This is a genomic window from Sediminimonas sp., from assembly GCF_024637375.1.
In the GTDB taxonomy this organism is placed as follows: domain Bacteria; phylum Pseudomonadota; class Alphaproteobacteria; order Rhodobacterales; family Rhodobacteraceae; genus Sediminimonas.
In genome coordinates this window covers 14,215-35,304 of record NZ_JAGXFK010000062.1, presented here as the reverse complement: position 1 = coordinate 35,304, position 21,090 = coordinate 14,215, and the positions used below count along the sequence as shown (strand labels likewise).

Below are 21,090 nucleotides of genomic sequence, written 5' to 3'. Positions count from 1 at the left end.
GGTGTCGCCCCTGACCGAACAACTGCTGGTGGTCGATATCGGCGGCGGCTCGACCGAGCTGGTATGGATCGACGTCTCCGGGGTGCCCGAATGCGACCGGATCAAGGCGATCATGCAGTTGCACGATGGATTCGCGCCGCGCGATGACGGCGGCGCGGGCGCGCGGGTGGTGGACTGGATCTCGGTGCCGCTGGGGGCGGCGACGTTGCGCGACCAGTTCGACGATGTCGAGGACGACGCCGCGCGTTTCGCGCTGATGAGCTGGTTTTTCGAAGAAAACCTCGCCGATTTCGCCCCCTACAAGGACGAACAGTCGCGCCATGGCTTCCAGATCGTCGCCACTTCGGGCACCGTTACCACGGTGGCAGCCAGTCATTTGGGGCTCAAGCGCTATGATCGTGCCAAGGTGGACGGGCTGCGCATGACCTCGGACGAGATCGACAGAGTGATTCGCGGCTATCTCGACCTGGGCCCGGTGGGGCGGCGGCGCGACCCGCGCATCGGTCACGACCGGCAGGCGCTGATCATGTCGGGCGCGGCGATCCTGCAGGCGCTGCTCAGGTGCTGGCCCACCGACCGGCTGAGCGTCGCCGACCGTGGCCTGCGAGAGGGGCTGCTTTTCGCGCAGATGAGCGCCGATGGCGTATTGGCGCCAGGGCCTTGCTGAGGCGGGGCGAGGCGCATAGAGGGGCGAAGATGGCAGACAAGAACACATCCGGGCGCGGACAGCGCGACCTCAAGGTCAAGGTCAAGACCGCACGCGGGCGCAAGCCCTCCTCGACGCGGTGGCTGCAACGCCAGCTCAACGACCCGTACGTCAAGCGCGCCCGCACCGAAGGGTATCGCGGCCGCGCCGCGTTCAAGATCCTCGAACTCGACGAGCGCGTCGGCTTTCTGGTGCCCGGCGCGCGCGTCGTCGACCTGGGCTGCGCCCCCGGCGGCTGGAGCCAGGTTGCCGTTGCCCGCGTCAACGCCCTGGGCCAGCGCAGCGGCAAGCGGCAGGGCCGCGTCCTGGCCATCGACCTGCAAGCGATGGACCCGATCCCCGGCGCCGAGATCCACCAGCTGGATTTCATGGACGACGGCGCCGACGCGCAGGTCAAGGCGTGGCTGGGCGGGCGCGCCGACGTGGTGATGTCGGACATGGCCGCGGCCAGTTCCGGCCACAAGCAGACCGACCATTTGCGCATCATCGCGCTGTGCGAGGCGGCCGCGCATTTCGCTTTCGACGTGCTCGACGAGGGCGGCACATTCGTCGCCAAGGTGCTGGCCGGCGGCGCCGAGGGCGAGCTGCAAAAGCTGCTCAAGCAGAAATTCACCAAGGTAGTGAACATCAAGCCGCCGGCCTCGCGCGCCGACAGTTCGGAAAAGTTCGTCGTCGCCACGGGGTTTCGCGGCACCGGGTAAGGCGGCGCGGCCTACTCGCGCACCAGCATCACGCGGCGGGTCTTGGGCGGGCCCACCAGGGTTTCCAGCCGACCCAGCGGCGCCAGCGCCGCGGCCTGCGCGTCGGCGCGGCGCGCGCGCAAATCCACGATCACCCGACCACCGGGTGCAACCTTCTGGGTGAAGAACGGCAGATAAGCATCTATGGGAAAATGAAAACCGCAGGCCAGAAAGCTGACCGCGGCGTGCATCGACGGCAGGCTCAGCGGGTCTTTTCGTTGCGGGTTGAGCGTGCGGATATCCTTGGCCGGCACGCCGTTGTCCTTGAGAAAGCGTCGCGCCGTCTCAAGGCTGGAATAGGCCGCACCGGCCTCCTCGAAGCCGAAATGACGGCGCTCGTTGCTCTCCATGTCGATCAACGCCAGCCCGCAGCCATAACGCCGCGCGGCGAAGAGATCGAAAAACGCGTACCCGCAGCCGATATCGGCCAGTCGGCGGCGCGCCGTGCCGGAGCGCGTCAGCACCGGGTCCAGAACCGGCGCCAGGGCGTCGAACTCGGCCTTCATCACCGCCAGCGCGCGATAGGCGATTTCGTCTCCCAACCGATCGACCACCGCTGTCAGCGGGCCGGAATCGCCCGCGGTCCAGGCCCGGATCGTGGCGCCGGGGGCGGGTTAATCGGCGATCACCTCCGAGCGTTGCAATATCAGGTTGGCCAGATCCTCACGACGCAGCGCCGAAATGTCGAGCGCGGTGATCTCGGGCGAACGGCCGGCTTGCGGTATCTCTTCCTGGGTCAATAGCTTGTCAGTTATCCTTGTTGTTCGCCGGCTTCCGGGTCAGGCTGGCATGGCGCCAGCGGATCAGGTCGCGCAGGTCGGCATCTGCGGGAAGGCTTTGACCGTTGCAATACAGAAGATGCCCGTAGAGGCGCACGCTGTCCTCCTCCTGCATCAGTCGGGCAAAGCACGCCCGGTGCCAGGCCACCGCCGCGTCGTGCAGGCGCGCCGCCGCGGGCACACGCGCGCGCAAATCGTTCAGCGCCGCACGGGTGGCCGGGACCATGCGCGCGATGCTTGTATCCTCGACCATGTTGAAGTTCCGCTCGATCCAGTAATCCAGGCCGATCTCGCGGCTCATCTGGCTGGGCAGGCCGCGCAACCGCTTGATCATGTAGCTTTCCGCCGAGCGCAACGAATAATGGTTGAGCTGCACATGGCTGTTGGCGCCGGGGCGGCCGTAATGCACCGGCGCCCCCTGCCCGCGCCGGATGGCCTCCGGCACCGCCCGGTTCGACCCGTCGCGCCAGTCCGGGTGCGCGCCCGGCACCAGCCGCGGCCGGTGCACGCCCATCTTGCGCACCGGCGCACGGGCTGAGAACAGCGTCTTGAATGACGACGCCATGAACGGGTACGGGCACGGCTGCGGCGCGGCGCGGGTGAACTGCTCAAGCGTCAGCGCGTCGCGCAGCCGTGCGCGGCGGTTGTTGCCGAACAGCCGCCACGGCATCGAGATCAGATCGGCGCCGTCCATCGCCCCGATCAACCCCGCCAGCGTGTCATGGGGCGCGCGGATGTTGACGAATTCGTCGCAGTCGATCGTCATGATCCAGTCGGCCTTGGCACGCAGCGGATGCGCCCAGGCATCGGCCAGCGCCTGCCACTGCGCAGCGCGCCCGGTTTCGGCATGGCGGTTGCGCACATGGGTGAGCACGCCGCCGGTCTCCAGCGTATCCAGCATCTCATCGGTGCCGTCCGCGCAATCGTTGCTGAAAACCAGGAAATCGGTCACCCCGGCGGCGCGGTGATGGGCCAGCCATTCCAGCAGGAACGGCCCCTCGTTGCGCATACAACTGATCAGCAGGATGCGCATCACGCCCTCAGAGCTTTCTCAGCCCGCGGCGCACCGCCGGGTTGTCGCCGCGCGCCAGCACCCACTCGCCCAGCCGCCGTGCCAGCGCCTTGTGGCCGTGGGCGACGGCGCGGTTGAACAGCTCGCGCTGGTAGCGCGGTGCGTCGCGGCGCGCGCGCAGCAGCCGGTAATAGGCCATCTCGTCCAACTCGCCCGACAGCGCGCCCAGGATGATCGGGCTGAGAATACCCATCTGCTGCAACGACGTGCCCAGCCGATGCCCCAGGAGCGGCGCCCGCAGGTGCTGCACGTTGTCATGGGTAAAGCGCGCCGCGTGGCCGGCATCCAGCGGCTCGTACGGGTCGTAGATGAGCGACACCCGCCGCGCCGCCCTCGACACCTCGGCCGCGTCGCCGTAGGGGCCGGAAAAATCGCGATCCCACACCACCTTGTAGCGCGTCTCCCAGGGGACGACGGACTTGTCGACCGTCGATTGCGGGCTGATCGCCACCACGTCGGCGCCCGGCGCCGCCGGGCAGAAGGCGCAAGCGGCATACCCGCCCATCGAGGCGCCGTAGAACACCACGCGCCGGAACCGCTTGAAAAAGCCTTCGTCGCGCAGCGCGTCGAACTGGGCAGAAACCCAGGGCTCGCGGTACCAGGTCCAGCCACCGGCCAGTACGCCCAGCATCGACCAGCCCTGCGCCTCGATGAACCCGTACCCCCACGGGCGGCGATCCTCGCGCTTGGTCATGGTGATGTCGAGGTTGTCGAAGGTCACCACCAGCGTGTCGTCGCCGCGCGGCACGTAGAGAAACGAGTGCCCCTCGGGCCCCGGCCGGTAGAAGCCGCCGTCGCCCGCCAGCCGACGCGCGATGGCATCCCAGCTTTCGTCGTTCTCCTGGATCGGCGGCGCGCTGCGGGAAAAGCGGATGCGGCTGACCTCGCGGCCGTCCTCCTCGCGGGTCGACAGAAGCGTGTTCTCGCCGTAATCGCGCAAAAACGGAAACGCGCCCGAGCCCTTGCGCACGTCCATGAACACCTGCGTGTCGGCATGGGTCATGGTTTCCAGAAAAGGCTTCAGGAACTTGACCTTCTGCCGGTCGCCGAAGCCCGAGAGATTGGCCAGCACGTCCACCGGGCGCAGCTTGCCAAGGTCGCGGATCACCTGCACCCGGTCCTCGGGCACGTCGTTGTCGCGCAGGAATCCGCGGTAGTCTCCGACCCAGTCGCTTTGCTTGTCGGGGGCTTGTCCCTTCTCGTTCACGTCGATCAACTGGATGTCGCAATCGAACCGGCTGTGCGCCGCCAGCGCCAGGCCACGCGCCTGCCCGCTCAGATCGGCGAAGGTTTCGACCTGGTCGAGCGTGATCTCGTCGACCAGGCCGCCTTGGAAGGCTGCCTTGCCGCGCCCCTTGAGCGGTGCCTCGCCGGGGCGGATACCGTGGCGCGCCACCAGCATTTCCAGGTACGAGTTCTTGGGCGGCAGCCCGTCGTGTTTCTTGCCCATCTCGCGCTTGTTCGACGCCCACAGATGCAGCGCCGTGGTGCGGTCGGTGACCATGCCCTCGGCCACGCTGGCGCGGCGCAGGAATTTGGTTCTTTCCCTGAATGTTACGGGATAAAACGCATCCAGTGGCTGAACCTTGTCGGCCAGCCCGTGGGCATGCACGAAATGGGTCACCATCATCGGCCCCCACACGCCCCAGGGCTGCTGGCTGACATGCACGGGCGTGCCCGCATCGCGCGCGGCGCGATACTCTTTCTGCTTCTTCTTGGGCAGAAACGGCGCGATCGAATAGCGGTCCTCGGTGAATGACAGCATGTCATCCAGGATCAGGCTGTCGGCGGGCAGGCCCAGCACCGCGTTGTTGACGCGGTGCTCTCCGGGAAGTTCGAACCCCATCACGTAGTCGTCATCGTAATCCATCGGCCGGTGGCAATAGACGTCGGTGTCGATCCAGATCATGCCGGGGTTGAGCTTGATCATGTGCAGGCGGAACAGGTCGGCGAACAGCGCGTAGCTGTTCTTGGCCTCGTACTTGATGAAATCGTCGGTATCGAGTACCTCGCGCCCGTCGCGCCGGATCACCCCTTCGGGCACGTTGGGGATGTCCTCGTAGCTGAACAGCGTGATCTTCTGGCCCCGGTCGACGAAGGACTTGAGGCAAAGCTGTTCCAGCCAGCTCAGGCTGCCGCCGATCCAGAGCGTTCCGACCTCGCGCTCGCGTGCCATCGTCTCTGCCCCTTTCCATGCCCCATGGCGTGCCGCGGGGGTTTTGCGCCCCCGTCTTTCACCGCGTAGCTTAATGCGATGTCTGCCCCTTTTGCACGGTAAAAAAGAAGTCGTCGGGCAACTCGCGCTGCCACACCTCGTCGGGAATCACGTCGGGCCCGGCCAGGAACACGCCGGCCCCGAAATGACCGTGCAGCCGCGACAACGCCCTGAGCCGCGCGCCGATCAGATCGGCATAAAAGGCGGCATATTTCGGCGCCGCCTTCAGCGCGTCGATGCGCGCGCGGTGGCGGGCCACGCAATGGGCGTGGGCGGCGGCGATCTCGGGGTCGGACATGAGCCGGTCGTACTCGGCCCGCAGCGCGGGCAGCATGCGCTGGATGCTGCGGTCTTCCTCGGCGTTGTTGTTCATGCGGAACCAGTAGGCCAGCCCCTGGTCGCGGTCGACGTGGTTGACGCGGCCGCGGTCGCGCTTGACCAGGAAGCTCTCGGCCGAACGCAGCGCATAGTGGTTGAGCGTCACCAGGTCATACCCCACCGTGTCGGTGGTCGAGCGCCAGGCGTTGCGATACTCGGTTTCGGGCATCGGTTGACCCGATCCGTTGACCCAGGCGATTTGATCCTTGAGCTGCGGGCGCAGCCCCTTGGGCCGGTGCACGCCCAGTTTCTTGAAAATCCCGAGGTTGCGAAACAGCGTCTTGAACCCCCACGCCTGGTGCGGCTTTCGCGCCATCTGCGGCGCACAGCGTGTGAATTGCTCGGTGATGAACCCATCCCGGTATTCGGCGATGTCGGAATTGCCGAAAAGACGCCATGTCAGCGAGATCATGTTGGCCTCGGGCGCGGCCGCGAAAAGGTCGCGCAGATGGCCCTCGCCCGCGTGGATATTGATGAATTCGTCCACGTCCATGCAGATCATCCAGCCGGCGCGTGCGATCATCGGCTCGTCCTCGGCCGCCGCCAGCGCCGCGTGCTGAGGCTTCAGATCCAGTTGCCGGAACGGGTTGTCGCGGTGCTGCACCAGCCCCTTGTCCTGCAACAGCTCCAGCAGCGTATCGGTGCCATCGTCGCAGTCGTTGGTATAGATCAGGAAATCGTCCACCCCGATGGCGCGGTGATAGGCCAGCCATTCGATGATGAAGGGGCCCTCGTTCTTCATCGTGGTGACGATCGCCACCCGGTCGGTGGTGTGGTGCTCGGGGCGTAGGTTGGCCTCGGGCATGCGCAGCGGCTTGGCGCCCAACTCGCGCGCCTGCGCCAGAAGGCCGGCATCCTCGATCAGGCTGGACTTGGGCACGATGCGCGAGATCTTGCGCGCCTCCGCGCCGCTGGCGCCATAGCGCAGCGCCATGCAGCGCCAGAACGGGATGACCGGCGCCAGCGCCCGCGCACCCGTGACCCGCACCATGCGCCATGCCGTGCCCTCGGGCAGGCGCGCGGGCGCCACGCACCACCGCCCGTGGCCCGAGTCGCGGTCGAACCGGCGGCAGATATGGTCGCCGAAGACCGGCGCCCGGCCCTTGCGCACGCCCCACGGGTAGATGCGCTCGCCCGAAAGCGCCACCAGCCCCTCTGGCGCCGCGGCGGCGCGGTCGAACACCGGCTGGTCGGGCACGCCTTCGGCGACGGTGTCGAGCCGTGGCAACAGGTCGTGCACGTCGATGTTCATCACCGCCCGCGCCCGCGCCAGGAATCGGTAGCGCAACAGTTCGTAGATCGACAACGCCGCCAGCGGCGCCGACCAACGATCGCATTCCGGCTGTTCCATCCGGTCCTTGCCGGGCGCGTCGGGCGCGTTCATGGGGTGGCGCTCGGGGCCGGTGCCGGATTGCCCCAGAGGCACCGGCGCGGTCAGGATCACCACGGTAAGCCCATCGGCGCCGGCCGCGTCCAGCGCCGCGCGCAATGCCTCGGCGCTGTGCTGTGCGTGTTCGGGGTGGGCCCGCTCGATGATCAGCGCGGCTTGCAGGTCGTGCACGCGCCGGTGCCAGATCAGCCAGTCGCGCACGGTTTCGACCGACTCTCCGTTGCGCTGCGCCACGGCGCAGTTGAGCCCGGCGAAAAGCTCCGTTTCCGGTGCGGCGGGCACCATGGTCGCGTCGCAGTCGCGGATGGGCAAGCGCAGCGGACGCTCGGCGTCTTCTTCGGCGGCATGTTCCATGTCGGCCACCAGGCAGCCACCGATACTGCCGCGCGCCACCACACCGCCCAGCCCCTCGGGCAGAATGGCGGAATGCTCGGTCTCGGGGGTGAAGAAGATGCGCACCAGCCCGGGCATGCCGTCGCGCGGCGGCATTCGCACCATATCCAGAACGCCGGCACCGTTTTCCATGACGCGGCCCGCCAGCGCGCGCAACTCGACCCTGTTCACAGCCTTGCCCTGCCTGTCTTGCCTTTGCAGCACAGGGTAGCGCACCTGGCCCGGGTATGGAAAGCCCGCGGCGTCAAGTTCCGCCCCCACGGCTCGATGCTGCCATATGCCATCCATCACCTGCTGGCCTATGACGACATGGGGCGGAAGCGTTGCGCAACGTCCGTCGGCTCGGCAGCCCAACCGCCTGACACCCCGAATACGGCCACGCCAAGGGCGTCGAGAGATCCACCGGCCCGTTGGGTCAGGACATCGCGACCGACAGCTATGCCCTCGGGCTCGATCGGCTGGGGCCTGCCGCCCGCGCATTGCATCGCTCTCAAAAACAGCCGAAACGGCCTGCATCGTCTCGCCCGGCCCCTACATGCCCGGGCAGGATTTTTCCGGTGCCGCGGCGGTAATTGACTCGTTCGTCGATCTGCGCCTGAGTGACTGGCGGGCATACCCCGCCCCGCCCCGCCACGACCCGAAACCCCAAAGGAAAGGAGGACGCCATGGCCGTGACACCCCCCGTTTGCGACTTCGGCTGGCCCGCGCCCGATTTCACCCTGCCCGGCACCGACGGGCAGAGCCATGGCCGCGATGACGTGGCCGGCCCGAATGGCACGCTGATCATGTTCATCTGCAACCACTGCCCTTACGTGCTTGCGGTACTCGACCGCATCATTCGCGACGCGCGCGACTTGCAGGGGCTGGGCATCGGGGTGGCGGCGATCTGTTCCAACGACGCGGCCGCCTACCCCGACGACAGTTTCGAGAACATGCAACGCTTGGCACGCGAACGCGATTTTCCTTTCCCCTACCTGCACGACGAAAGCCAGCAGGTGGCGCGCGCCTACGGTGCCGCCTGCACGCCCGATTTCTTCGGCTTCGACGCCGACATGGGGCTGCAATACCGCGGGCGGCTGGATGCCTCGGGGCGTCATTCCGCGCCGCCCGACGCCCGGCGCGAGCTTTACGAGGCCATGAAACAAGTCGCCGAAACCGGCCACGGCCCACTGGCCCAGACCCCGTCGATGGGCTGTTCGATCAAGTGGAAGGCGACATGAGCGCGATCGTCTTCGACCTCGACGGCACCTTGGTGGACAGCGCCCCCGATATCCGCGCCATCGCCAACACGGTTCTCACCGAGCACGACCTGCCACCACTGAGCATGGCGCAGACGCGGCAATTCATCGGCAATGGCGCCGGCCGGTTCGTGGCACGGATGATGGTGGCGAGCGGGCTTGCCCCCGACGCGCCGGGCGGCGCGGAGACGCAGGCGCGGATGCTGGCGCGCTTCATGGCGCTCTACGAGACGGTTTTCCATGAAACCGCGCCGTATCCGGGCGCGGTCGCGGCGCTCGATACCCTAGCGGCGCGCGGCTATCGGCTGGGCATCTGCACCAACAAGCCCGCGCATGCGACCCGCGCGCTGCTCGATCATCTGGGCCTGCTGGATCGGTTCGACACCGTGATCGCCGGCGATACGCTGCCCGTGAAGAAACCCGACCCGGCACCGCTCGACGCGGCCTTCGCGGCCCTGGGCGGGGCGGCGCTGCTCTATGTCGGCGACAGCGAGGTCGATGCGCAAACCGCGCAAGCCGCGGGGTTGCGCTTTGCCCTCTTTACCGAAGGCTACCGCAAGTCGCCCCTCGCACAGGTGCCCCACGACCTGGCTTTCAGCCATCACGACGCGCTGCCCGCGCTGGTGATGGCGCTGCGCGGCGCGGCCTGAGCGCCGCGCGCGCGCGCGCCCCAAGCCCCCGATGTTGCCTAGCCGGCGGCGGCGGCCACCGCACGCTTGGTCAGCACGCCCACAAGGTGCGCACGGTAGGCGGCCGATCCGTGCAGGTCGGCGATCATGCCGTCTGCGCTGACGCTCAGCCCCTCCACCGCGCCGGGCCCGAAATCGGACGACAGCGCCTTTTCGGCCTCATGCCAGCGGAACACGCCCTCCTCGGCCGCGCCGGTGACGGCAACGCGCACACCGCCCGAAAAGCGGGCCACGAACACGCCCACCAGCGCAAAGCGCGACGCGGGCTGCTCGAATTTCTGGTAGTTCGCCGCCTCGGGCACCGGAAAACGCACCTCGGTGATGATCTCGCCATCTTCCAGCGCGGTGGTGAACATGCCCTCGAAGAAGTCGTCGGCGGCGATCTCGCGGTTGCTGGTCACCACCGTCGCCCCCGACCCCAGCACCGCGGCCGGGTAGCACGCCGAGGGGTCGTTGTTGGCCAGGCTGCCGCCGATGGTGCCGCGGTTGCGCACCGCCGGGTCGCCGATGTGGCTGGCAAGATCGGCCAGCGCCGGATAGGCATCGCGCGCCTCGCGCGCCACCGTGGCATGGGTCGTCCCGCCACCGATGCAAAGCTCACCCGCGTCGTTGCGGCGCACACCTTGCATTTCCGCAATGCCCGTCAGGCTTACCAGTTTGGCCGGCATCGCCAGCCGCTGCTTCATGGTCGGAATCAGCGTCTGCCCGCCGCCAAGCGCCTGCGCCTCTTCGGTGCCAAGCGCCGCGACTGCATCCGCGACGGATGTCGGTCTTTCGAAGTCGAATTCGTACATGTCTCGTGTCCCTCCTGAAAACGTGCTGCCGTTTTCCTCTCTCCGGAAATATCCCGGGCGGGGCGCGGGGGGCGTCCCCCGCCCCTTCCCGTCAAGCGGCGCCTAGCCCTGCATCGCCGTCCACACCCGCGACGGCGACAGCGGCATGTCGATATGGGTGATGTCGTGGCCGCCCGAGCGCAGCGCGTCGACCACCGCGTTGACCACCGCCGGCGGGCTGCCGATGGCGCCGGCCTCGCCACAGCCCTTCACCCCCAGCGGGTTGTGGGTACACGGCGTCTGGCAGGAATGATCGACCTGGTAGAACGGCACATCGTCGGCGCGCGGCATGGCATAGTCCATGTAGCTGCCGGTGATGAGCTGGCCGTTCTCGTCATAGGTGCAGCCCTCCAGCAGTGCCTGGCCGATGCCCTGACCCAGCCCGCCATGAACCTGGCCCTCGACGATCATCGGGTTGACGACGTTGCCGAAATCGTCCGCCGCGGCAAACCGTTCGATGGTCACCTTGCCGGTTTCGGGGTCCACCTCGACCTCGCAGGCATAGGCGCCGGCGGGGTAGGTGAAGTTCGAGGGGTCGTAAAAGGCGGTTTCCTCCAGCCCCGGTTCGATTTCATCCAGCGGGTAGTTGTGCGGCACATAGGCGGCCAGCGTCACGTCGCCCCAGGCGACCGACTTGTCGGTGCCCGCGACGGTGAACTGGCCGTCCTTGAGCTCGATATCCGCTTCGGAGGCCTCCATCAAATGGGCGGCGATCTTGCGCGCCTTGTTGATGACCTTCTCGGTGGCGCGCACCATGGCGCTGCCGCCCACGGCCAGGCTGCGCGAGCCGTAAGTGCCCATGCCCATCGGCCCGCGGGCGGTGTCGCCGTGGACGATCTCGATCATGCTCTCGTCGATGCCCAGCATGTCGGCCACCACTTGCGGAAACGCCGTCTCGTGGCCCTGCCCGTGGCTGTGGCTGCCGGTCATCACGCTGATCGAACCGGTGGCGTTGACCCGCACGGTGGCCGATTCGTAAAGCCCCGCGCGCGCGCCCAACTGCCCCACCAAGTTGCTGGGCGCGATGCCGCAGGCCTCGATATAGGTGTTGACGCCCAACCCGCGCAGCTTGCCGCGCTTTGCGCTTTCCTTGCGCCGCGCGTCGAACCCGGACAGATCGGCGATTTCCTCCAGCTTGTCCATCGTGGCGTTGTAGTCGCCGGTGTCATAGGTCACCGCGACCGGCGTCTCGTAGGGGAACTCGGTGACGAAGTTCTGCCGCCTGAGCGCGATCGGGTCCACGCCCAGTTCGATCGCGGCCTTGTCGATCACCCGCTCCAGTTGATAGGTCGCCTCGGGCCGGCCGGCGCCGCGATAGGCATCCACCGGCACCGTGTTGGTGAACACCGCGCGCACGTTCACATGGATCAGCGGGGTCTTGTAGTTGCCCGCCATCAGCGTGCCGTGCAGCCAGGTGGGCACCGACGGTGCGAAGGTGCTCAGGTAGGCGCCCATGTTGGCCAGCGTATCGGTGCGCAGCGCGACGAAGTTGTTGTCGGCGTCCAGCGCCAGTTCGATCCTGGTGACATGGTCGCGCCCGTGCGCATCCGACATGAACGCCTCGGAGCGCGATGACGTCCACTTCACCGGCCGCGCCAGCGCGCGCGCCGCGAAGGTGCAGAACGCCTCTTCGGCATAGTGGAATATCTTGGTGCCGAAGCCGCCGCCCACGTCGGGGGCGACCACGCGCAGCTTGTGCTCGGGGATGCCCAGCACGAAGGCCCCCATCAAGAGGCGGATCACATGCGGGTTCTGGCTGGTGGTGAACAGCGTGCTCTCGTCGGTGGAACGCGCATAGTCGCCCACGGCGACGCGCGGCTCCATCGGGTTGGCGATCAGGCGGTTGTTGACCAGCTCCAGCGTGGTGACGTGCGCGGCCTTCTCGAAGGCCGCGTCCACCGCCGGCTTGTTTTCCTCGACGAAGCCCCAGTCATAGCACAGGTTGCTTTCAAGCTCGTCATGCACCTTGGGCGCGCCGGGGTCCAGCGCCGCCTTCATGTCGACCACGGCGGGCAGTTCCGCGATGTCGTAGATGATCGCCTCGGCCGCGTCGCGCGCCTGCTCGGGCGTGTCGGCCACCACCGCGGCGATCGGGTCGCCGACATGACGCACCTTGCCTTGCGCCAGCACCGGGTGGCCGGGTTCCTGCATCGGCGCCCCGTGCTTGTCGGTCACCTGCCAGCCGCAGGGCAGACCGCCGACGTCCTCGAAATCGGCGCCGGTGAAGATGCGCACCACGCCCGGCATCGCGGCCGCCTGCGCCGTGTCGAGTTTCTCGATGCGCCCGTGCGCCACGTCCGAGCGCAGGAAATGCACGTAGGCCTGGCCACGGATGTTGATGTCGTCGGTATAGTTGCCCGTGCCGGTCAGAAACCGCACGTCCTCGCGCCGCTTGCTCGCAGCGCCGATGCCTCCGTCCTTCGGCATGTTTCGTCCTCCCTGAATTGATCCCGCCGTCCCGACACGCCCCCGCGCTTGTTTCTTCTGGCTTCAAATATCCCGGGGGAGCGCCGCAGGCGCGGGGGCGGAGCCCCCTTTTTTGTCATTCCGCGGCGATGGCGTTCACATCCTGCCCCGAGGCGGCCATGATCGCCTTGACGATGTTGTGGTACCCGGTGCAGCGACAGATGTTGCCCTCCAGGTAATCGCGCACCTCGGCCTCGCTGGGCTTGGGGTTCTCGGCCAAGAGCGCCGCCGCGCTCATCACCATGCCCGGCGTACAGAAGCCGCATTGCAACCCGTGGTGGTCCTGGAAGGCTTGCTGGATGGCGTTCAGGGTGCCATCGGGCGCGGCGATGCCCTCGATGGTGGTGACGTCGGCGCCCTCGGCCTCGGCGGCGAACATCGTGCACGCCTTGACGGCGTGCCCGTCGACATGCACCACGCAGGCGCCGCACTGGCTGGTGTCGCAACCCACATGGGTGCCGGTCAGGTCCAGATCCTCACGCAGGAACTGCACCAGCAGCCTGCGCCCCTCCACCTCGCCGGACACCGGCTTGCCGTTCACGGTCATCGTGACCCTTGGCATGGCTCTCCTCCCAGAGTTATCATGACTTACGCAACCGAGTTAAACACGCGCCTGCCCCGTTGAGAAGGGCCAATTGCGGCGACGTCCGCGGTTTCACGCCAGCGTGAGCGCCCCGCCCGATCCCCGCCCGTGGGGCGCGCCGACGGGGCGGGCGCCTCCGGCGGGAGTATTTCGGGAAAGATGAAGGCCCGTGCCCGGCATGCTTAGGGTGCGCCCCCCGGCGCCTTGCGCCGCAGGATGTGGGTGGCGGTGTATTGCATGACCAGCACGTCGTCCTGGTTGTACACATCGTACCGGATCGTTGTACGGCCGCGATCGGGGCGCGACGCCGACGGCGTGGCGGCGACCACCTCGGCATGCACGCGCAGCGTGTCGTCGGGGCGCACCGGGTGGCGCCAGCGCAGCTCGTCCATGCCCGGCGACCCCATCGAGGCCTCGTTCCAGACGTCCGCCTCGAGCGTCAGGGTGAACGCGGTGAGCAGGGTATGAAAGCCGCTGGCGATGAGGCCGCCATAGGGGCTTTCGGCAGCGGCGTCCCGGTCGATGTGAAAGGGTTGCGGATCCCATTGCCGCGCGAACCCGGTTATGTCGTCGGCGCCGACGCGCCGGGCGCCGGTCTCGAACTTGTAGCCGACGGGCAGATCGTCGAAAAACACCTTGTTGGCTCCTGCATTTTTTGTGTGTCGTCCCGCGTTTAGCCCCTACGATAGCGCCCCGGCGCCGACGCGCAATCCGGTTTTCGCGTTGCGAGCAGGTGGTCGGACGGGTAAGAAAAACCGACCACATGCAGCGCAGAAAGGCCCGGTTCATGCCCGTCATCACCAATATCGACGATCTCAAGCGCCTTTACCGCCGCCGGGTACCGCGCATGTTCTACGACTACGCCGAAAGCGGCAGCTGGACCGAGCAGACCTTCCGCGAGAACACCGGCGATTTCGAGGATATCCGTCTGCGTCAGCGTGTGGCAGTGGACATGTCGAACCGCTCGACCGCGACGCGGATGGTCGGCCAGGACGTGGCGATGCCGGTGGCGCTGGCGCCGGTGGGGCTGACCGGGATGCAGTGCGCCGACGGCGAGATCAAGGCCGCCCGCGCCGCCGAGGCCTTCGGCGTGCCGTTCACGCTGTCGACGATGTCGATCAATTCGATCGAGGAAGTGGCGGAAGCCACCGGCAAGCCGTTCTGGTTCCAGCTCTACACGATGAAGGACCAGGATTACCTGAGCCGCCTGATCGAACGCGCACGCGCCGCACAATGTTCGGCGCTGGTCATCACGCTCGATCTGCAAGTCCTCGGCCAGCGTCACAAGGACCTCAAGAACGGGCTGTCCGCGCCGCCCAAGCTGACCCCTTCGACGATGCTGAACCTGGCCACGAAATGGCGTTGGGGCATCGGCATGCTGGGCGCCAGGCGGCGCGATTTCGGCAATATCGTGGGCCATGTGAAGGGCATTTCCGACCCGTCCTCGCTGATGGCATGGACCGGCGAGCAGTTCGACCCGACGCTGGACTGGGACAAGATCGCGCGCATAAAGGAACAATGGGGCGGCAAGGTGATCCTCAAGGGCATCCTCGACGCCGAGGACGCGCGCATGGCGCTCAAGGTCGGCGCCGACGCGATCGTGGTGTCCAACCATGGCGGCCGGCAGCTTGACGGTGCGATCAGTTCCATCCGGGCGCTGCCGGCGATCCTGGACGCGGTCGGCGACCAGGTCGAGGTGCATCTCGACAGCGGCATCCGCTCCGGCCAGGACGTGCTCAAGGCGGTGGCGATGGGGGCCAAGGGCACCTATATCGGCCGCGCCTTCACCTATGGGCTGGGCGCCATGGGCGAGGCCGGTGTGACCCGTGCGCTGGAAGTTATCCATCGGGAACTCGACATCTCGATGGCGCTGTGCGGCGAACGCGACCTGACCGACCTGGGGCGCCACAACCTGCTGGTGCCAGAGGATTTCGCCGGTCGCTGGGCCTGAACCGCGTCACCCTTCGGACGCGACGTCACCCCCCATCGCCGGCGGGTCGCGGTCCGGTGCGCGGCATCGGGCGTGTGGGGATCTCCTTGAGCAGCCCACCCACCCCCATGGCGGCGATCTCGTCCGCGTCGGGTGGTAAGCCGCAGGCGATGCGCGAGAGCATCCAGTCGGCCCCGTGCAGCGCGGTCGAGCGCGCGCTTCCCGGCAGGCCGATTACCGGGCGCGCCCCCAAGGTGCCCAGAAACAGAAGGTTGCCGGGGTCCACCGGGATGCCGAAGCGATCCAGCCGCCCGCCGGCGGCGCGCAACGCCTCGGGCGCGACGTCGCGCGCGTCCGAGGTGGCGCTGGCGGTGAGGATCAGGATCATGTCGCCGTGCGCGGCCTCGATGGCCGCGGCCAGCGCCGCGCTGTCGTGCGTTACCCGCTGCGTGCAGGCCATATCCATGCCAAGCGTCTCAAGCCGTGCGCGCACCGCACGCCGCCCCTTGTTCGCCAGCTTGTCGGCATTGGCGCCACCGGCGTCGGTCAGGATCAGGCTGGCCGAACGGTAAACCGGCGGCTGCACGCGCAGCGCCCCGCGCCCGGCGGCGCAAGCCCGGTCAAGCTGCGCTTTCCCCACGGCATAGGGGATGATCTTGACCGTGGCGATCATGCCGCCCGGACGCATCTGCAACCATGGCGGCACCGTGGCCAGCGTGATCGCCGGATCGACTCGATTGACAGCCGTCACGGCATCGGCGTCGATCACCGCGACGCCGGCCGTCGTGGCCGCCAGGTTCACCCGGCCGGTGAACGCGCCCGCCAGCCGCAGCCGCGCCGCCTGCGGGTCGGGCACAAGCGCATCGGCCAGCCGCGCGGCGGCTGCATCCTCGGGCACGTCGCCAGGCTCGGGGCGGGCCACGGTGACATGCGCGTGACCCGCTGCGGTCAGCGCCGCGACCTGCTCGGGGCCCAGCACCTGCCCCTTGCGCAAGCGCCCGCCCGGCAACGCCAGCGAATGCGCCAGGATCGCGCCCTGCGCGCGGTCCACCGGGACCCGGCCGAATTTCATTCGCGTCTCAACACGGCGGTCGCCTCGGCCAGGATCGACAGGGCGATCTCGGCCGGTCCCGCGGCGCCGATATCCAGCCCCGCCGGGCCGTGTATGCGGGCGATTTCGACCTCGGAAAACCCCGCCGCGCGCAACCGCTCGACGCGCTTGGCATGGGTGCGGGTCGATCCCAAGGCACCGATATAGAACGCGTTCGAGGCCAGCGCGCGGTCAAGCGCCGCATCGTCCAGCTTGGGGTCGTGGGTCAGCAGCACCACCGCGCTGCGCGCATCCGGCGCCAGCGCGTCAAGCGCCGCATCGGGCCAGTCGGTCACCAGCACCTCGCCGGGAAAGCGCGCGTCCGATGCAAAGCCCTCGCGCGGGTCCACGATCACCGGGTCATAGCCCATCATCCGCGCCATCGGCACCAGCGTCTGCGCGATATGCACCGCGCCCACCACGATCATTCGCAGCGGCGGGTTGTGAACGGCCACGAAGTGCCGCGCGTCATCGTCGAACCCCGACCGGTCAGCCCGGAACCGCGCCGCGTGGCCCTCGTGCGCCAGCCAGCGCGCGCCGCTTTCCATGTCCACCACGTAGGCCACCGGCCGCCGCGCGGCCCGGTCGGCAACCAGCTCTTCCAGCAGATCGACAGGCAGAACCGCGCCCACGGGTTCGACGAGCACCCGGATCGTGCCGCCGCAGGCCAGCCCGACGGCAAAGGCATCGCCGTCGCTCACACCGTATTCCAGCACCCGCTGGTGGCCGTCTTCCAGCGCCTCCAGCGATTCGGCCACCACCGCCCCCTCGACGCAGCCGCCCGAAACCGAGCCCTCGATCTCGCCGGCGCCGGAAATCGCCAATTGGCTGCCCACCCGGCGCGGTGCGCTGCCCCAGGTCTGCATCACCGTGGCCAGCGCAGCGCCCTTGCCCGCCCGGTGCCATTCCAGCGCGATCTCGGGTATCCGCTCCATCGCCTTTCCTTTCCGCATCGGGGTGCCGTCTGACGGGCACCGCTTGTGCAAGCATGGCCTGCGCGGCCGGTTGCGGCAAGGGGCGGCTGTGGCGCCGCGGGGGCTTTCGCTCCGCCGGTCCCCGATGTATAGCCGCGCCCGATACATACCGGTTTCGCCATCAAGAACAGGGACAGCCAATGAGCACCATCATCGACATCCACGCGCGCGAAATCCTCGACAGTCGCGGAAACCCCACCGTCGAGGTGGACGTGATCCTCGACGACGGCACGATGGGCCGCGCCGCGGTGCCCTCGGGCGCCTCGACCGGCGTGCACGAGGCGCACGAGCGCCGCGACGGCGACAAGACCCGCTACCGCGGCAAGGGCGTGCTCGAGGCGTGCGCCGCCGTCAACGGCGAGATCGCGGAAAACCTGCTGGGCATGGACGTGACCGAGCAGGTGTCAATCGATCAGGGGCTGTGCGAACTCGACGGCACCGACAACAAGAAACGCCTCGGGGCCAACGCGATCCTGGGCGTGTCGCTGGCCTGCGCCAAGGCGGCGGCCGATTTCACCGCGCAGCCGCTTTACCGCTATGTCGGCGGCACCTCGGCGCGCACGCTGCCGGTGCCGATGATGAACATTCTCAACGGCGGCGAGCACGCCGACAACCCCATCGACATCCAGGAATTCATGATCATGCCGGTCGCTGCCGACAGCGTCCGCGAGGCGGTGCGCATGGGCGCGGAGGTCTTTCACACCCTCAAGGGCGAGCTTTCTGCCGCCGGGCTGGCCACCGGCGTGGGCGACGAGGGCGGCTTCGCGCCCAACCTGAACTCCACCCGCGATGCACTTGATTTCATTTTGAAATCCATTGAAAAGGCGGGGTACAAGGCGGGCGAGGACATTTGCCTGGCGCTCGATTGCGCGGCGACCGAGTATTTCCACGACGGCCGCTACGAAATGAAAGGCGAGGGCCGCAGCCTGAGCCCCGACGAGAACGTCGCCTACCTCGGGGCGCTGTGCGACGACTACCCCATCATCTCGATCGAGGACGGCTGCGCCGAAGACGACTGGGATGGCTGGCGCGCCCTGACCGAGACGCTGGGCGCGCGCGTGCAACTGGTGGGCGACGATTTGTTCGTCACCAACCCCGCGCGCCTGGCGATGGGTATCGAGCGCGGCTGCGCCAACGCGATGCTGGTCAAGGTCAACCAGATCGGCACCCTCACCGAAACGCTGCAAGCGGTCGAGATGGCGCACCGCGCCGGCATGGCCAACGTGATGAGCCACCGCTCGGGCGAAACCGAGGACGCCACCATCGCCGACCTCGCCGTGGCCACCAATTGCGGGCAGATCAAGACCGGCTCGCTGGCGCGCTCGGACCGGCTGGCCAAGTACAACCAGCTGATCCGCATCGAGGAAGCCCTGGGCGAAACCGCCCGCTACGCCGGCCGCGACATCGTGCAGGGGCGCGGATGACCGCCGACGAGGTCATCGCACGGCTGGGGCTGGCCCCGCACCCGGAGGGCGGGCACTACCGCGAGATATGGCGCGCCGGCAACCCCGGCCGCCCGACCGCGACCAGTATCTGTTTTCTGCTGCGCGCGGGCGAGGTCAGCCACTGGCACCACGTCGATGCGACCGAGATCTGGCACTTCCACGCTGGCGCGCCGCTGATCCTGGCGATCGCCGCCGACGCCGACGGCCCCGCGCAAGAGCACATGCTGGGCAGCGACCTGGCGGCAGGCGCGGCGCCGCAAGTGATCGTGCCGCCCTATCACTGGCAGGCCGCGCGCTCCACCGGCGACTGGACGCTGGTGGGCTGCACCGTCTCGCCGGGCTTCGACTTCGCCGGTTTCACGCTGGCCCCGTCGGGCTTCGACATTCCCCGCAGCTGAGCGCGGCCCGCCACCGGCGCGCGGGGCGCGAGGGCGGGTGCCTCCGGCGGGAGTATTTCTGGAAAGATGAAGCGGCGGGCCGCCGGGTTTTGCCGGGGGTCTCGGGCGGAAATCTCCTCGGGACGGGTGCGGGGCAGAAAGCCCCCGCCCGGCAGGCCCGGTCACGCCCTTTCGCGCACGAAGTCCAGCAAGGCCCGCGTCGAGCCATCGGCATCCTCCGGCGCGCGGCCCTCGGCCAGCGCCGGCGCCAGCGCGCCGGCCAGCTCCTTGCCCAGTTCCACCCCCCACTGATCGAAGCTGTTGATGCCCATGATCACCCCTTCGACGAACACCCGGTGCTCGTATAGCGCAACGATCTGGCCCAGGCGCCGCGGCGTCAGCCGGTCGTAGGCCAGCGTCATCGAAGGGCGGTTGCCCGGAAACACCCGGTGCGCGGCCTGGCGCTCCAGTTCCGCCCCCGAATACCCTGCCCGCGCCATCAGCGCGCGCGCCGCGTCGATGTCACGCCCGCGCATCAGCGCCTGCGACTGGGCCAGGCAATTGGCCACCAGCAGCCGGTGATGATGTGCCAGGTCGGGCTCGTGCCCGCGCGCGGCGACCATGAATTCGCACGGCACCACCTGCCGGCCCTGGTGGATCAGTTGGTAGAAGGCGTGCTGCCCGTTGGTGCCCGGCGCGCCCCAGACCACCGGCCCGGCGGCGCGGTCGAGCGGCGTGCCGTCCATCGTCACGCCCTTGCCGTTGCTTTCCATCTCCAGTTGCTGCAGGTAGGCCGGCAGCAACGCCAGGCGCTGGTCGTAGGGCAGCACCGCGCGGGTCGCGTGGCCGCAGACCTGGTGATGCCACAGGCCCACCAGCGCCAGCATCATCGGCATGTTATCTTGCGGCGCGGCGGTGCGGAAATGCGCGTCCATCGCCGCGGCGCCATTCAGGAATTCGCCGAACCGCTCGGCCCCGATGGCGATCATCACGCTCAGCCCGATCGGCCCCCAGACCGAATAGCGCCCGCCGACCCAGTCGGCAAAGCCGAACACCCGCTCGGGCGCGATGCCCCACTCGGCCGCCGCGTCGGCGTTCGACGACAGCGCCACGAATTGCGCGCCCGGGTCGGCCACCCGCGCCGCCATCCAGTCGCGCGCGGTGGCGGCGTTGGTCATCGTCTCGACGGTGGTGAATGTTTTCGACGCCACGATGATCAGCGTCGTCTCCGGGTTCAGCCCGGCCAGCGTGTCGTGGATATGGGCACCGTCCACGTTGCTGACGAAATGGCAGCGCGGCCCGTCGTGACAGGGCGCCAGCGCCGCGCAGGCCATTGCCGGGCCCAGGTCCGAGCCGCCGATGCCGATATTGACCACGTCGGTGATCGCACCCCCCTGCCCGCGCAGCCGCCCCGCGCGCAGCGCCCCGGCCAGCTCGGTCATGCGCGCGCGGGTGGCGCGAACGTCCGCCATCACGTCGCGGCCATCGACCTTGATGCGCGCATCGTCGGGCGCGCGCAGCGCGGTGTGCAGCACCGCGCGCCCTTCGGTTTCATTGATCGGGGCGCCGGTGAACATCGCCTCGCGCCGCTCGGCCACGCCGGCGCCCTCGGCCAACGCGATCAGCGCGGCGCGCAACTCGGTGTCGAGCTGGGTTTTGGAACAATCCAGCACCATGCCGTCGACCCGCACCGAGAAGGTGTCGGCCCGCGCGGGGTCGGCGGCGAACAGGGCCTCGATCCGGCGGCCCTGCCGCGCGGCACGCATCCGCTCCAGATCCTGCCACATGCCGC

The 21,090-nt window shown here is 68.3% G+C and carries 18 protein-coding genes and 2 pseudogenes; 8 read left to right on the top strand and 12 right to left on the bottom strand.

Features of this window, described 5'->3' with window-relative positions:
• Positions 1-667: pseudogene (locus Q0L89_RS10640) on the top strand (Ppx/GppA family phosphatase); the annotation flags it as partial.
• A 29-nt stretch (positions 668-696) separates the two neighbouring features.
• Entirely contained in the window at positions 697-1,407 is a 711-nt protein-coding gene (locus Q0L89_RS10635) for an RlmE family RNA methyltransferase (protein ID WP_296764788.1), read from the top strand.
• Between the two features lie 11 nt (positions 1,408-1,418).
• On the opposite strand, the gene Q0L89_RS10630 is transcribed toward Q0L89_RS10635, so the two are convergent.
• The 5 genes from Q0L89_RS10630 to Q0L89_RS10610 all read right to left on the bottom strand — a co-directional run bounded on the left by Q0L89_RS10630 (position 1,419) and on the right by Q0L89_RS10610 (position 7,934).
• A complete protein-coding gene (locus tag Q0L89_RS10630; RefSeq protein WP_296764786.1) occupies positions 1,419-1,988 on the bottom strand; it encodes a class I SAM-dependent methyltransferase in 570 nt (189 codons plus the stop codon).
• A 72-nt stretch (positions 1,989-2,060) separates the two neighbouring features.
• Entirely contained in the window at positions 2,061-2,186 is a 126-nt protein-coding gene (locus Q0L89_RS10625; RefSeq protein ID WP_296764783.1) for a hypothetical protein, read from the bottom strand.
• Positions 2,187-2,193: 7 nt separating this feature from the next.
• Entirely contained in the window at positions 2,194-3,258 is a 1,065-nt protein-coding gene (locus Q0L89_RS10620; RefSeq protein ID WP_296764781.1) for a glycosyltransferase family 2 protein, read from the bottom strand.
• Between the two features lie 7 nt (positions 3,259-3,265).
• On the bottom strand, positions 3,266-5,473 hold the full coding sequence (locus tag Q0L89_RS10615) for a hypothetical protein (protein ID WP_296764778.1): 2,208 nt from the start codon (positions 5,471-5,473) through the stop codon (positions 3,266-3,268).
• Positions 5,474-5,543: 70 nt separating this feature from the next.
• Complete coding sequence (locus Q0L89_RS10610) at positions 5,544-7,934, bottom strand: glycosyltransferase family 2 protein (protein ID WP_296764776.1); 2,391 nt, start codon at positions 7,932-7,934, stop codon at positions 5,544-5,546.
• A gap of 134 nt (positions 7,935-8,068) precedes the next feature.
• On the opposite strand from Q0L89_RS10610, the pseudogene Q0L89_RS15175 reads away from it, so the two are divergent.
• From Q0L89_RS15175 to gph, 3 genes and pseudogenes are all read left to right on the top strand, one after another.
• Positions 8,069-8,245 (top strand): annotated as a pseudogene (locus Q0L89_RS15175) (hypothetical protein); the annotation flags it as partial.
• A 93-nt stretch (positions 8,246-8,338) separates the two neighbouring features.
• Complete coding sequence (locus Q0L89_RS10600) at positions 8,339-8,893, top strand: thioredoxin family protein (RefSeq protein ID WP_296764773.1); 555 nt, start codon at positions 8,339-8,341, stop codon at positions 8,891-8,893.
• Positions 8,890-9,561: a phosphoglycolate phosphatase gene (gph, locus tag Q0L89_RS10595; RefSeq protein ID WP_296764769.1), complete on the top strand. Its 672-nt coding sequence runs from the start codon at positions 8,890-8,892 to the stop codon at positions 9,559-9,561. Before Q0L89_RS10600 ends, gph begins: the two co-directional genes overlap by 4 nt.
• A gap of 38 nt (positions 9,562-9,599) precedes the next feature.
• Here gph and Q0L89_RS10590 read toward each other — a convergent pair whose 3' ends face one another.
• The 4 genes from Q0L89_RS10590 to Q0L89_RS10575 form a co-directional block, all read right to left on the bottom strand.
• A complete protein-coding gene (locus tag Q0L89_RS10590) occupies positions 9,600-10,394 on the bottom strand; it encodes a xanthine dehydrogenase family protein subunit M (protein ID WP_296764766.1) in 795 nt (264 codons plus the stop codon).
• A gap of 102 nt (positions 10,395-10,496) precedes the next feature.
• The gene (locus Q0L89_RS10585) at positions 10,497-12,860 is read right to left on the bottom strand and encodes a xanthine dehydrogenase family protein molybdopterin-binding subunit (RefSeq protein ID WP_296764763.1); all 2,364 of its coding nucleotides are present in this window, start codon (positions 12,858-12,860) and stop codon (positions 10,497-10,499) included.
• A gap of 115 nt (positions 12,861-12,975) precedes the next feature.
• Positions 12,976-13,461: a (2Fe-2S)-binding protein gene (locus tag Q0L89_RS10580; protein WP_296764760.1), complete on the bottom strand. Its 486-nt coding sequence runs from the start codon at positions 13,459-13,461 to the stop codon at positions 12,976-12,978.
• Positions 13,462-13,664: 203 nt separating this feature from the next.
• On the bottom strand, positions 13,665-14,117 hold the full coding sequence (locus tag Q0L89_RS10575; protein WP_296764758.1) for a MaoC family dehydratase: 453 nt from the start codon (positions 14,115-14,117) through the stop codon (positions 13,665-13,667).
• A 152-nt stretch (positions 14,118-14,269) separates the two neighbouring features.
• Here Q0L89_RS10575 and Q0L89_RS10570 point away from each other — a divergent pair, with 152 nt between their 5' ends.
• The gene (locus tag Q0L89_RS10570; RefSeq protein ID WP_296764755.1) at positions 14,270-15,433 is read left to right on the top strand and encodes an alpha-hydroxy acid oxidase; all 1,164 of its coding nucleotides are present in this window, start codon (positions 14,270-14,272) and stop codon (positions 15,431-15,433) included.
• Positions 15,434-15,458: 25 nt separating this feature from the next.
• Here Q0L89_RS10570 and Q0L89_RS10565 read toward each other — a convergent pair whose 3' ends face one another.
• On the bottom strand, positions 15,459-16,484 hold the full coding sequence (locus Q0L89_RS10565) for a molybdopterin-binding protein (protein WP_296764752.1): 1,026 nt from the start codon (positions 16,482-16,484) through the stop codon (positions 15,459-15,461).
• Positions 16,481-17,437 (bottom strand): XdhC family protein, encoded by a 957-nt coding sequence (locus tag Q0L89_RS10560; RefSeq protein WP_296764800.1) that lies wholly within the window; start codon positions 17,435-17,437, stop codon positions 16,481-16,483. The genes Q0L89_RS10565 and Q0L89_RS10560 overlap by 4 nt, the downstream gene beginning before the upstream one ends.
• Positions 17,438-17,616: 179 nt before the next feature.
• Between Q0L89_RS10560 and eno the strand changes: the two genes are divergently transcribed.
• Positions 17,617-18,900 (top strand): phosphopyruvate hydratase, encoded by a 1,284-nt coding sequence (gene eno, locus Q0L89_RS10555; RefSeq protein WP_296764749.1) that lies wholly within the window; start codon positions 17,617-17,619, stop codon positions 18,898-18,900.
• A complete protein-coding gene (locus Q0L89_RS10550) occupies positions 18,897-19,319 on the top strand; it encodes a cupin domain-containing protein (protein ID WP_296764747.1) in 423 nt (140 codons plus the stop codon). Before eno ends, Q0L89_RS10550 begins: the two co-directional genes overlap by 4 nt.
• A gap of 161 nt (positions 19,320-19,480) precedes the next feature.
• Here the strand turns inward: Q0L89_RS10550 and pgi are convergent, their stop codons facing one another.
• Positions 19,481-21,085, bottom strand: coding sequence for a glucose-6-phosphate isomerase (gene pgi / locus Q0L89_RS10545; RefSeq protein ID WP_296764745.1), 1,605 nt, complete (start codon positions 21,083-21,085; stop codon positions 19,481-19,483).
• Between the last annotated feature and the right edge of the window lie 5 nt (positions 21,086-21,090).